At 30.2% G+C, this 11,779-nt stretch carries 14 protein-coding genes; 4 read left to right on the forward strand and 10 right to left on the reverse strand.

The genetic code is table 11. The features are described from left to right. Window positions 1-11: 11 nt before the first annotated feature. The gene (ciaB, locus tag AJ881_RS04940; protein WP_070282859.1) at window positions 12-1,844 is read right to left on the reverse strand and encodes an invasion protein CiaB; all 1,833 of its coding nucleotides are present in this window, start codon (window positions 1,842-1,844) and stop codon (window positions 12-14) included. Between the two features lie 61 nt (window positions 1,845-1,905). On the opposite strand from ciaB, the gene AJ881_RS04945 reads away from it, so the two are divergent. After that, window positions 1,906-2,319 (forward strand): acyl-CoA thioesterase, encoded by a 414-nt coding sequence (locus AJ881_RS04945; protein ID WP_052949397.1) that lies wholly within the window; start codon window positions 1,906-1,908, stop codon window positions 2,317-2,319. A gap of 39 nt (window positions 2,320-2,358) precedes the next feature. On the opposite strand, the gene kcuS is transcribed toward AJ881_RS04945, so the two are convergent. From kcuS to AJ881_RS04990, 9 genes are all read right to left on the reverse strand, one after another. Further along, window positions 2,359-2,556: a KCU-star family selenoprotein gene (gene kcuS / locus AJ881_RS04950; RefSeq protein WP_002867452.1), complete on the reverse strand. Its 198-nt coding sequence runs from the start codon at window positions 2,554-2,556 to the stop codon at window positions 2,359-2,361. Continuing rightward, on the reverse strand, window positions 2,537-4,648 hold the full coding sequence (locus AJ881_RS04955) for a carbon starvation CstA family protein (protein ID WP_070285345.1): 2,112 nt from the start codon (window positions 4,646-4,648) through the stop codon (window positions 2,537-2,539). Before AJ881_RS04955 ends, kcuS begins: the two co-directional genes overlap by 20 nt. Before the next feature lie 166 nt (window positions 4,649-4,814). Then, the gene (locus tag AJ881_RS04960) at window positions 4,815-5,744 is read right to left on the reverse strand and encodes a ribose-phosphate pyrophosphokinase (RefSeq protein WP_002861611.1); all 930 of its coding nucleotides are present in this window, start codon (window positions 5,742-5,744) and stop codon (window positions 4,815-4,817) included. A gap of 107 nt (window positions 5,745-5,851) precedes the next feature. Further along, entirely contained in the window at window positions 5,852-6,511 is a 660-nt protein-coding gene (locus AJ881_RS04965) for an amino acid ABC transporter permease (RefSeq protein WP_052949395.1), read from the reverse strand. A 10-nt stretch (window positions 6,512-6,521) separates the two neighbouring features. Next, window positions 6,522-7,274 carry an amino acid ABC transporter permease gene (locus AJ881_RS04970; protein WP_002853332.1) on the reverse strand — a complete coding sequence of 251 codons (753 nt, stop codon included), beginning with the start codon at window positions 7,272-7,274 and terminating at the stop codon, window positions 6,522-6,524. 1 nt (window position 7,275) lies between these two features. Next, the gene (gene peb1A / locus AJ881_RS04975; RefSeq protein WP_044780510.1) at window positions 7,276-8,055 is read right to left on the reverse strand and encodes a bifunctional adhesin/ABC transporter aspartate/glutamate-binding protein PEB1a; all 780 of its coding nucleotides are present in this window, start codon (window positions 8,053-8,055) and stop codon (window positions 7,276-7,278) included. A 21-nt stretch (window positions 8,056-8,076) separates the two neighbouring features. Further along, window positions 8,077-8,805, reverse strand: a complete 729-nt coding sequence (locus tag AJ881_RS04980) for an amino acid ABC transporter ATP-binding protein (protein WP_052858624.1) — start codon at window positions 8,803-8,805, stop codon at window positions 8,077-8,079. Window positions 8,806-8,940: 135 nt separating this feature from the next. Next, window positions 8,941-9,729 (reverse strand): CheR family methyltransferase, encoded by a 789-nt coding sequence (locus AJ881_RS04985; RefSeq protein ID WP_052858622.1) that lies wholly within the window; start codon window positions 9,727-9,729, stop codon window positions 8,941-8,943. Window positions 9,730-9,744: 15 nt separating this feature from the next. After that, window positions 9,745-10,299: a CheB methylesterase domain-containing protein gene (locus tag AJ881_RS04990; protein ID WP_070282855.1), complete on the reverse strand. Its 555-nt coding sequence runs from the start codon at window positions 10,297-10,299 to the stop codon at window positions 9,745-9,747. 163 nt (window positions 10,300-10,462) lie between these two features. On the opposite strand from AJ881_RS04990, the gene rpiB reads away from it, so the two are divergent. Genes rpiB through apt form a run of 3 tightly spaced genes read left to right on the forward strand, consistent with a single transcriptional unit; the run spans window position 10,463 to window position 11,777 of the window. Next, entirely contained in the window at window positions 10,463-10,900 is a 438-nt protein-coding gene (rpiB, locus tag AJ881_RS04995; RefSeq protein ID WP_002861617.1) for a ribose 5-phosphate isomerase B, read from the forward strand. Beyond that, window positions 10,900-11,232, forward strand: coding sequence for a membrane protein (locus tag AJ881_RS05000; protein ID WP_002853247.1), 333 nt, complete (start codon window positions 10,900-10,902; stop codon window positions 11,230-11,232). Before rpiB ends, AJ881_RS05000 begins: the two co-directional genes overlap by 1 nt. Beyond that, window positions 11,229-11,777, forward strand: coding sequence for an adenine phosphoribosyltransferase (apt, locus tag AJ881_RS05005; RefSeq protein ID WP_044779227.1), 549 nt, complete (start codon window positions 11,229-11,231; stop codon window positions 11,775-11,777). The genes AJ881_RS05000 and apt overlap by 4 nt, the downstream gene beginning before the upstream one ends. The last annotated feature ends 2 nt before the right edge of the window (window positions 11,778-11,779 follow it).

Below are 11,779 nucleotides of genomic sequence, written 5' to 3' on the forward strand. Positions count from 1 at the left end.
AAAAAACTTTATTATTTTTTCTTATATCTTTCAAATTCTCCGCTATTATCAATTTCATTACCAATTTTCTCGTATAAATCATAGTAAAATTTAACAAATTCTTTACACTTAGGCATAATAGGAAGAAAAATATTATCTTCAATTTCACAAAATCTACTTAAAAACTCTTTTGCATCAAGTCTTAAAGCATAGTGTTTTGCCAATTCATGATAATTTTTTAAAGTTAGTTCTTTAAATTTTTCATAATGCCTTAAATCAAAATTTATCTTCAAATTATTATTTTCAAAAATCAATACTTCACTTTCAAAAAGCAAACTAAGATGAATAAGTCCTTCTGTATAATAAGGTCTAACTTCATCAACCCTTTGCCAAGAAATAAGTCCAATAGCCCTTTTTATAAGTTCATGAAAAACAGGCATTATCAAGTCATCTTGTTCATGATAAAAGAAATTTATAAGTCCACCTGTAGTAGCTTTATATTCTTCTATATTTTTAAAAAAACCACTCTGATTCATTGTTTTTTCAGTATCATTAGCAATAAAAAATATATGACCAAATTCATGACCTATGGTCGATACTTCATAAACCCTTTTCCAAATTTTTTCCTGATAAAATAAAATATTTCTTCCAAAATCCAAAAATTCTTTATCAAAAACCTCGCTAGAAATTTTCATAAAAGGCTTTGTTTTGGCATTTTCATATACAAAATTTATAAAGGCAAATATTTTTTTACCCGCCTTAGAACTTACAAACTCATCATTTGGAACGACTTGAGCTGAAAATAAACCTTTAAGTTCAGCACCATAAAATATCATCGGAGTGCAAATATAAAGTTGAGTTTTTTCTATATTAGATAAAACTTCTTTTTCCAAGTCACAATCTTCAAGTCCTATATTTTTATAAACATATTCAAAACTTTCCTTAATTTCGCTATCAAATTTCAAAACATCAAAATCATTCTCATCTTCTATTCTTATATCCCATTCTAATGCCACCGCATGAGTATAATTATCTTCATAATATTCTAAAGGATGTCCCACTTGTAAAGGTGATTTTACTTTCATCCAAGCAAATTCAGCCTCTTGCCAAGCTTTTATAACTCTATCTTCATCTTTTTCGCAAAACGCTAATTTTAATTTTTCAAAATATTCTATATAAGCTTTTTCCTCTTCGTTGCTAGCAAATATTTTAAGCTGATCAATCATATTTTCAAAAGCAAATTCTAATTTTAAAATTTCATTCTCGAAAAATCTCGCATAAGGAACAAATTTCCATAAATTTCCTATTCTAACTAAAACACCATAACTTCGTTCACAAATTTCTCCTTCTGAAGTTTTTTGATATAAATGATTTTTACGCAAAAATTCCATTGCATCATCTAAATTTGGAAATTGGGTAGATAAAATTTTATTATTTTTTTCTATAATTTCTTTAGTCCAAGAAATTTCAAAAATATTCATAATTAAACCTATATTATGCACTCCTTGTATTATGGACTGATAAAAATTATTTAAAAGCTTTTTCTCTTTTATTTCATTAATTAAATTTTGATGTTCTTTTTCATAAAACTTTCTAATCTCTTCATAGAACTTATGTTTTAACTCTATAATCTTATCTTCCTTAAAGTTGTTTTTTTTCCACTCTTGAACTAAATTTTCTTCCTTTAAATCAACCAAACGCCTAAGTATGGCTAGCATAGTTGTTTTATCTTGTTTTAATTCGCTTAAAGAAATCAAAGATCTAAAATACTCGCCCACATCTTCTTTGTCTAAAAACTCATATAACGCATTATTTCTTTCTTTGTATTTTCTAACCAATTTAGCTATTTCTTTAAAATTATTCATACTTTTATTCTCCTTTTTAACTTTTTTAATTATAATTCATTTTTTAAAATAAGGAGTAAAAATGAGAGATATGGGAGAACCAAAATTAAAAATTGTAGCCATGCCAAGCGATACAAATCCAGCAGGAAATATTTTTGGCGGATGGATACTTTCACAAATCGATTTAGCAGGAGCTATCGCAGCAAGAGAACTTTCTCCTGAACGCGTTGTAACCATCTCTATGGATAAAGTAGTTTTTAAAGAACCTGTTTTTATAGGTGATATAATTTCTTGTTACTCTAAAGTTGTAAATGTGGGCAACACTTCAATCAGCGTTGAAGTAGAAGTCACAGCTCAAAGAGTGGATTCTCAAGGTTGTACTTCTTGCATTAATGTAACTTCGGCTTTAGTAACTTACGTAAGTGTTACAAGAGATGGAAAGAAAAAGCCTATTACTGAAGAACTTAAAAGAATTCATGGCTTTTTAAATGCTTAAAGCTTATTTTGTATGATAAAACTTTATCCTTTAAGCTTATCAGCATTTATTTAAACCGCCACTATTATATTTTTTATCTAGACATTCTTTGAAAAATTCCCCTCTGGTTTTTGGAATTTTTCCTGGATGTTTTTGTTTCATGTGTTCTAAATACTTATCATAACTAGAAAGTCCCACCAAGGGATGAAAAAACCTTTCGGCTTTTTCATAATAATACTTAAATTTTTTGAAATTCATCAATCTTAATATACTTAGTTTCTTTAAGAGGAATTTTAATTTTACCTAAGCAAATTCCTATACAAGAAATTATAACAAGCAAGGTAGCTATCATAAAGAACACACAAAGAATTGCATTAAGTAAATTTCCAACTTTACTTTGAGTGGCTATTGAAATTTCTTTTTTAATTGTAGAAATTTCTTTTTCATCTTTAGTATTATTTAATTTAAATTCTAAATCTTTAATTTTTTGACTTTGTATGCTAACGGCGGCTACATGACTTACCGCATTTGCTACTTTATTGCCTTCTTCATAAGGCATAATTTTTTGAATTCCTCCATACAGAGTTGCCACTAAGACAAATACCGCAGGTACTAAAGTAACCCAAGTATATCTTGCCTTGCCCATTTTTACAAGTATAGTTGTAGCAAGAAGCAAAGCCATACCCGCAAGCATTTGATTACTTACGCCAAAAAGAGGCCAAAGCGTATAAATTCCTCCCTTAGGATCAATGGCACCTTGATAAAGAAAATATCCCCAACCTGCAACACTTAAAGCCGTAGCCAAAAGTCCAGCTGGATAATTATGAATATCTCCTAAAGGTTTATAAATATTACCCAATATATCTTGCACCATAAAACGACAAGCCCTTGTCCCAGCATCCACCGCTGTTAAAATAAATAAAGCTTCAAACAATATAGCAAAATGATACCAAAAAGCCATCAAATCCACGCCGCCAAAAAGTTCATGCAAGATCAAAGCTACACCTATAGCAAAAGTTGGAGCTCCACCTGTTCTTGAAAGTATAGTATGCTCTCCTATATTTGTAGTCAAAGTAGTAATTTCTTCAGGAGTAATGCTAAATCCCCAACTTGAAATGGTTTGTGCTACACTTACAACATCTGTTCCTATCAAAGCAGAGCTTGAATTTATAGCAAAATAAAGACCTGGATGTAAAATACAAGCACAAATTAAAGCCATAATCGCCACAGCACTTTCAGCAAGCATAGAGCCATATCCAACAGCTAAGGCATGAGTTTCGTTTTCAAGCATTTTAGGAGTAGTTCCACTAGAAATCAAAGCATGAAAACCACTGATCGCACCACAAGCAATGGTAATAAATAAAAATGGAAATACTCCACCTGCAAATACTGGACCTGTTCCATCAAAATACTGAGTATTTGCTTTTGGCATTTGCAAATCAGGAGCAACCAAAACAATAGCTACAGCCATTACCACAATAACACCGATTTTCAAAAAAGTTGAAAGATAATCTCTTGGAGCAAGTAAAAACCACACAGGTAAAACAGAAGCAATAAAACCATAAGCCATCATAACAATTGCCAAAGTTGGAGCTTCTAAAGTAAATATTTTAGCCCAATAAGGATCAGCAGCTATAACGCTACCATAATGAATAGCCAAAATTAAAAGCACAAAACCTATTATAGAAGCCTCCCCTACTCTACCTGGACGGATAAAACGCATATAAATTCCCATAAATATTGCTATAGGAATAGTCATTGCGATAGTAAATAAACCCCATGGAGATTCTGCTAAAGCTTTTACAACCACCATAGCCAAAATGGCAATAATAATAAGCATAATGCCAAAAATCGCCACCATAGCAACTCCACCTGTAAATTTACCCATCTCATCCTTAATCATCTCGCCAAGACTTCTACCTTTTCTACGAGTAGATATAAAAAGAACAACAAAATCATGCACAGCACCCGCTAAAACTCCTCCTACTAAAATCCAAAGCATAGAAGGCAAATATCCCATTTGAGCAGCCAAGATAGGTCCTACTAATGGACCTGCTCCTGCAATAGCAGCAAAATGATGTCCAAATAATACAGCCTTATTTGTAGGCACAAAATCACGCCCATCATTTTCTACAAGTGCTGGTGTTGCGCGATTTTTATCAAGTTCTAAAACCTTATAAGCTACAAAATGCCCATAAAATCTATATCCTATCATATAAATACATATAGCAGCAACCACCAAATAAATCGCTGATACACTTTCGCCATTTTGTAAAGCTAAATAACCAAAACAAATAGCGCCTAAAGTTGCAACAAGCAACCATAAAATTTTAGTACTTAACTGTGTCATAATTTCTCCTAAGAAAATAAAATATTTTCAAAGAATAACAGATTTATAGATTAAATTGTATAGAAAGATGTTTAGTTTTTTCACATTTTTAAAAAATATATGTTTTTTGTTTCTTTAAGTAGCATAAAAATGAAAAGCTTAAAAACAATCTTTAAGCTTTTTTAATCTAAATAAAGAGAGAATTTACACTTTCGTTATGATAAACACGACGTATTACTTCAGCAAAAACAGATGTAACACTTAATACTTTAATATTTGGTAATTGCTCTTTTAAAGGTATGGTATCTGTTACTACAAGCTCATCTAAAGCTCCACTTGCTATTCTCTCATAGGCTTTTCCACTTAAAACTGCATGAGTACAGCAAGCCATAACAGATTTTGCACCTTTTTCTTTTAAAGCTTCTGCAGCTTTAACTATAGTGCCAGCAGTATCAATAATATCATCTACTAGGATAACTTCTTTATCTTTTACATCTCCAATGATGTTCATTACTTCACTTTCATTGGCTTTTTCGCGACGCTTATCAACTATAACTATATCAAGTCCTAAATGCTTTGCAACACTCCTAGCTCTTGCAACACCGCCTATATCTGGACTTCCTATAATAGCATTTTTAAAATGTTTGGCTTTAATATAATCATTAAAAACTATACTTCCATAAAGATTATCTACTGGAATATCAAAAAAACCCTGAATTTGCCCTGCATGCAAATCTATCGTAGCTACGCGATCAATCCCAGCTGCCTGAATCAAATTAGCCACAAGTTTAGCAGTAATTGGCACCCTAGGATTTGCTTTTCTATCTTGTCTCGCATAGCCAAAATATGGGATAATAGCCGTAATCGAATTTGCACTTGAGCGACGCAAAGCATCTGTAAGAATTAAAAGTTCCATTAAATTATCGTTTGTAGGAGCGCAAGTACTTTGAATAATAAAAACATCCTTTCCGCGTACGCTCTCATCAATTTGAACACTAATCTCTCCATCACTAAATCGTTTTACTCCAGCATCACTTAAAGGCAGGGAAAGATATTTAGAAACTTGTCTTGCAAATTCCACATTAGCTGAGCCTGAAAAAATTTTATAACCTCGCATAAAAAACCTTAATCAATAAAATTATGAATTAATACAAAAGATTTTAATAAAAAAAATGTTAAAAACTGCTGTAAATTTAAAAAGCTTATATAAAAATATAAGCTTTTTTAAGAAATGTAAGCTGTCTTTTTAGCATAATATCTTACTAACATAGAAAGTGAAAAACATATTATAAAATAAATTCCCGCAACAACACCTATCATCGCTAAAATTTCTTCAAAACTTCTTAGTTTTGCCAATATAGTTTTTGAATTATAAGTAAGTTCAGCTATACCTAAACCCGCTAAATAAGCTGTATCTTTTACAGTGGTTACAATTTGAGATAATAAAGCAGGTACTATTTTTCTAAAAGTTTGTGGTAAAATAATATAAAAAAGAGTAAAAAATTTACCAAAACCTTGAGAATAAGCTGCTTCAAACTGACCTTTTGGTATAGAATTTAATCCACCTCTAATAATTTCAGCCATAACCGAACTCGTATAAAGTGAAAATCCTATAGTACCCCAAAAAGCTTGAGGAAATTGTCCAAAAAATACAGGTAGAACAAAACAAGCTGCAAGCATCCATAATAATAAAGGAGTATTTCTAAAAATATCTATATAGCAAGCTGCTAAAAATTTACTTAATCTATCCCCATAATTTTTAGTTATAGCTAAAAAAGTTCCAAAAACAATCGAAATAATACAAGTTGCTAAGGCTATTTTTAATGTCAGAAATAAACCTTGCATTAAAAATTCAATATTTTGTGCATTAAAAACATTTTCCATTAACAACCCTTTATCTCGTTAAATGTGCTTTTTTTAATTTATTTTCATAAGCCTTTGCAAAATAAGCCAAAGGATAACAAATTATAAAATATAAAACCGCTGCAAATATATAAGCTGGCGCATAATTTCCATAATCAGCTGCATAGCTATCAGCAGAATGCATTAACTCAGCTCCACCTACAATAAGCAATACAGAGGTATTTTTGATTAAATTTACCATTTGATTTGTCATCGGTGGTAAAATAATTCTAATGGTTTGAGGTACTATAATATAACGCATTTGTTGAATATAAGTAAACCCTTGTGAAGCAGAAGCTTCAAACTGACCTCTTGGTACAGCCAAAATTCCACTTCTAACCACCTCGCTTACATAAGCTCCGTGATAAGCCCCAACACCCAATACACCAATAGTAAATATATCAAGCCTTATACCTAAAACAGGCAAGGCATAAAACAAAAAGAAAATTTGTATTACCAAAGGAACATTTTGAAAAAGCTCTACATAAATTCTAGTGTAGGCTCTGATAATTTTAAATCTACTTGTAGCCATAACTCCACCTATAGTTCCAAAAATTGTAGCTATAAGCAAAGCAAGGATGCTTACTTCTAAAGTATAAATAAAACCATTAATAAAAGCATCTTTATTATCCAAAGCATCTAAAAATTTCCATACCGCAAAAGGGCTTATACTATTTTCATCATATAAACCCCAAGAAGTAAGAATTTGTCTTAAATGTTCAACAAAACCTACACTTTCATTCATATTATAAACCCCATTTTTTCGCTAAAGCATCAATTTCACTTTTATGTTCTTTTACAAAATCATCAACATATTTTGCAAAAGCTGGATCATCTTTTTTGGTTACAATACCATAACTTTGTGGTTCAAAACTATCTGGCAAAATTTCACTTTTATCATCCACATAACCTAACAATATTGATTTGTCTACAGAAAATGCATCAACTCTTTTAGCATCTAAAGCAGCTTTTATACTTGGATAATCAGGAAATTCACTAAATTTAACATCGACACCAATTTTTTTAGCAGCTTCACCTATAGCTTTTTTTGTAGTTGCAGCTTGAGCTACTCCAATATTTGCACCTTTCATATCAGCTAAAGATTTATAATTTTTTTCTTTTAAAACTAAAAGCCCTATAGCATCTTGATAATAAGGCTCTGAGAAATTATAAATTCTTTTTCTCTCTGGAGTAATAGTAAAAGTTGCTATCACTGCATCTACACTACCATTATCAAGCAAAGGGCCTCTTGTTTTAGCATTAACTGCGACTAGTTTTATTTTTTTATCATCACCTAATATACTTTTAGCTAGCAATTTGGCAACATCTACTTCAAAACCTTTAATTTCACCTGTTGCTTGATCAAGTAAAGCATAATGTGGAACATCATTTTTAACACCAACTATTAATTGTCCTTTAGATTTAATAGACTCAAGTTTACCTTCTGCTGCATTAGCATTACTGAATGCAACACAAGCACCTAGAGCAAAAACTGCCAACTTTAACAAAGATTTTCTAAAAACCATTTTTTCTCCTTTCAATTTTGGTTAATTTTTAAGAATTTTCCCTAAAAAGAGTCGCGCTCTTTCGGTTTTTGGATTTGAGAAAAATTCACTAGGAATATTTTCTTCCACAATAGCGCCATCTTCCATAAAAATAATCCTATCTGCTACTTCTTTTGCAAAACCCATTTCGTGTGTAACAACCACCATGGTAGTATTGCTTTGGCGTGAAATTTCTTTCATTACATCTAAAACCTCTTGTATGGTTTCTGGATCAAGGGCTGAAGTAGGTTCATCAAATAAAATATAGGGTTTTTTAGTACAAAGTGATCTTGCTATAGCAACGCGTTGTTGTTGTCCGCCTGAAAGGGTTGCTGGATAAACATTTGCTTTATCCACTAAACCTACGACTTTTAAATACTTAAAAGCTGTTTCTTCAGCTTCTTTTTTAGATTTTTTTTGAAGTTTCATTGGAGCTAAGGTTAAATTTTGCAAAACCGTCATATGTGGATATAAATTAAAATGCTGAAAAACCATTGCACAATATTTTCGACAAATTTCAATTTTATTTTTATGATTTAAAACAAGATTGTTAACTACTACCTCGCCTGAACTAACTTCTTCAAGCCCATTCATGCAACGGATAGTTGTACTTTTTCCACTTCCACTTGGACCTATAATAACAAGCTTCTCACCTTCTTTAACAGAAAGATTGATATTCTTTAGAACATGATGAGTTCCGTAGTATTTATTTACATTTTTTAATTCAATCAAGTTTTTTCCTTTATTTCTAACTAAATATAAAATTAATTAAAATTATTTTATCATTAAATAAAGAAAACTACTTCAAAATGTAACTTATTTTTACCAATAAATTTCCAAAGTGTAACTTTTAGTAATTTTTAGAATTTATACTTTTTCATAGTAAACACCTCTTGGAGAGAAAATCTTTTTAAAATAAATAGTCTCTGGAATCAAATCAGCATTGCCAATATAAAGCCTTCCTTTGTCATTTAAAATTCTATGAAATCTCTCCATAAGTTTTAGTTTTGATTCATGATCAAAATAAATAATCATATTTCTAGAAGCTATAATATCAAATTTTCCCAATCTTGAAAATTTTTCTTCAAAAACATTGCAAAGTTCAAATTTACAGGTACAAAGCTCATTTTTATTAATAGTATAAAATTTATCTTCGCTTTCTAAAAAAAACCTTCTTTTTTCACTCTCACTCAATCGCTGTAAAGTTCTTCCTTGATATTTTCCAAGTTTTGCTTTTTCAATCACGCTTGAATTAATATCAATGCCTAAAATATACATATCTTTAATAAAATTCTGTGCAGCCAGTAACGCTAAAGAATATACTTCTTCTCCACTTGAACATGGGGCACTTAGGATATTTACTCTCTTTTCTAAGCTTTTGGCATAATAAATTATTTCTTTCAATTGAGCCAATTCTCTTAAAAAATAAGTTTCACCTATGGTTACAAAATCTAAAGTTTCTTGTTTAAGTTGTCTATTACTTTTTAATTTTCCCAAAAATTCGGAAAAATTTTTAGTATTAGTTCCTTCAAGAAATTTATTCAACTTTAAAGCTAATATATTTTTTTTATCGGTTAAATCAATACCGCTCATTTCGTTGATAATTTTTATAAATTCATTAAGTTCTAATTCGCTAGGAGTTATTTTTTTTTCCATGTAATTTTCCTTTTATTAATCCTGATCAATAAAATTTATAATTTCTTTTTTAATTTCTTTTAAGCTCATAGGTTTTAAATGCGGATTCATATCTTTTGCTTTTTTTGGCATACCATAAACGACGCTATCTGCCTCATTCTCACATAAACATCTAACCCCTGTTTTATAAAGCTCAAATAATCCCTTTGCACCATCATCTCCCATACCCGTTAAAATAATAGCAAGTATTTTATTTGTCTTTGCCAAAGAAACAGCCGAATGAAAAAGTAAATCTACACTTGGCTTAAAACTTGATACCACATCTTGCCAAGAGGCTACAATATTTAAATTTCCAGATAAAATAGTATTTTTAAGGCAAATATAAATTTTATTGCTTAATATCTCTTTATCGTTCAATAAGCACACTTCACTAAAAGCCTCCTTATTAAATTGCCCCACAAAAGATGGAATAAAACTGACACTCATGTGTTGAGCTATAACTACACAAGTATTTTTTATATCAATATCCTTTAAAAGAAATTTAAGCTGATTAGGACCACCTGTTGAAGATCCTATGAGTATGAGCTTCATTTTCTTCTCCCCTTAATTTATTGAAATTTTATTTTTCTTGTCGCAAATTCTAACATATATAAAGAAAAATAAAGCTTATTTTTAAAAAAAGAAAAGCTGTTTTTATGATTTAATATGATAAGATTAGATTTTTATCTTATTTTATATAGTAATTAGGAAACCAATGCTTAGGGAAAAAATTTATATTGCTAGTGATCATGCTGGTTTTGAATTAAAAGAAAAAATTTGCGTATTTTTAAAAGAAAAAAATATAATTTTTAACGATTTAGGAACAAACACTTGCGCAAGCTGTGATTATCCTGATTATGCACATTTACTTGCCGAAAAAATAGACAAACGAAGCTTTGGCATTCTTATTTGTGGAAGTGGAATTGGAATTTCTATTGCAGCAAATCGTCATAAAAACATTCGCTGCGCATTATGCCATGAAAGCTTAAGTGCGGAACTTGCAAGAAGACATAATGATGCCAATGTTTTGGCATTAGGTGGAAGATTAATCGGGATTGAATTAGCTACAGATATTATAGAAAAATTCATTCAAACTCCTTTTGAAGAAGGGAGACATATGCAAAGAATTCAAAAAATTGAGGTAAAAATATAATGTTTACAAACTGGCTTGTTTTAACTATATTAATTTGTGCAACTATCTATCTGATTGTAATGTTGTTTTACTATAAAACTCTACTTAATAAAGAAAAAACATCAAAAGATTTTATCAAAAACAATCTTGATGATACTGAGATTGTTATTAGAAAACTACAAATCCAACTTCAAAGAAGTCTTGGAAATATAGATATACTCACAGAAGAGCTTAATAAAATCAAAGCAGACCTTACATCTTTAAGAACTAGAAATTCTCAATATCGTTTAGAAAATGACAAACTAAGACAAAGAATTAAAGAATTAGAAGCAAAAATCGAGGCATTATTATGATAAAACTAACACAAGAAGAACAAAAATACCTGCTTGATAGCATTAGAATTATTGCTGATTTTCCAAAAAAAGGAATTATTTTTAGAGATATTACCACTCTACTAAATAACAAAGAGGCTTTAAATTTTCTACTTAAACATTTAAAAGAACGCTACAAAGATTACAATCTAGACTTCATAGCAGGAACAGAAAGCAGAGGATTTATCTTTGCATCTATGATTTGTGCAAAACTTAATCTTCCTTTTGTGCCTATTAGAAAACCTGGAAAACTCCCTTTTGAAACCTTTAGCTGCGAATATGATCTTGAATATGGCAGCGATAAAGTAGAACTTCATAAAGATGCATTTAAAAATATTCAAAATGCAAAGGTTTTACTTGTAGATGATTTAATAGCAACTGGCGGAACAGCTATAGCTTCGTATGAACTCATTCAAAAAGCTGGAGCAAAATGCGTTGAAGCTTGTTTTTTAATGAATCTTAAAGATTTAAATGGAGCAAATAAACTTGAAAAACTTACTTCAGTTTATAGTGTTTTAGAAATTTAAAA

It is taken from the genome of Campylobacter sp. BCW_6460 (assembly GCF_001762705.1).
GTDB classification, from domain to species: domain Bacteria; phylum Campylobacterota; class Campylobacteria; order Campylobacterales; family Campylobacteraceae; genus Campylobacter_D; species Campylobacter_D jejuni.

Excerpts from the sequence above, each read along its gene's own strand:
- ciaB (WP_070282859.1), bottom strand. The coding sequence starts at position 1,844 with ATGAATAATTTTAAAGAAATAGCTAAATTGGTTAGAAAATACAAAGAA.
- AJ881_RS04945 (WP_052949397.1), top strand. The coding sequence starts at position 1,906 with ATGAGAGATATGGGAGAACCAAAATTAAAAATTGTAGCCATGCCAAGC.
- kcuS (WP_002867452.1), bottom strand. The coding sequence starts at position 2,556 with ATGAATTTCAAAAAATTTAAGTATTATTATGAAAAAGCCGAAAGGTTT.
- AJ881_RS04955 (WP_070285345.1), bottom strand. The coding sequence starts at position 4,648 with ATGACACAGTTAAGTACTAAAATTTTATGGTTGCTTGTTGCAACTTTA.
- AJ881_RS04960 (WP_002861611.1), bottom strand. The coding sequence starts at position 5,744 with ATGCGAGGTTATAAAATTTTTTCAGGCTCAGCTAATGTGGAATTTGCA.
- AJ881_RS04965 (WP_052949395.1), bottom strand. The coding sequence starts at position 6,511 with ATGGAAAATGTTTTTAATGCACAAAATATTGAATTTTTAATGCAAGGT.
- AJ881_RS04970 (WP_002853332.1), bottom strand. The coding sequence starts at position 7,274 with ATGAATGAAAGTGTAGGTTTTGTTGAACATTTAAGACAAATTCTTACT.
- peb1A (WP_044780510.1), bottom strand. The coding sequence starts at position 8,055 with ATGGTTTTTAGAAAATCTTTGTTAAAGTTGGCAGTTTTTGCTCTAGGT.
- AJ881_RS04985 (WP_052858622.1), bottom strand. The coding sequence starts at position 9,729 with ATGGAAAAAAAAATAACTCCTAGCGAATTAGAACTTAATGAATTTATA.
- AJ881_RS04990 (WP_070282855.1), bottom strand. The coding sequence starts at position 10,299 with ATGAAGCTCATACTCATAGGATCTTCAACAGGTGGTCCTAATCAGCTT.
- rpiB (WP_002861617.1), top strand. The coding sequence starts at position 10,463 with ATGCTTAGGGAAAAAATTTATATTGCTAGTGATCATGCTGGTTTTGAA.
- AJ881_RS05000 (WP_002853247.1), top strand. The coding sequence starts at position 10,900 with ATGTTTACAAACTGGCTTGTTTTAACTATATTAATTTGTGCAACTATC.
- apt (WP_044779227.1), top strand. The coding sequence starts at position 11,229 with ATGATAAAACTAACACAAGAAGAACAAAAATACCTGCTTGATAGCATT.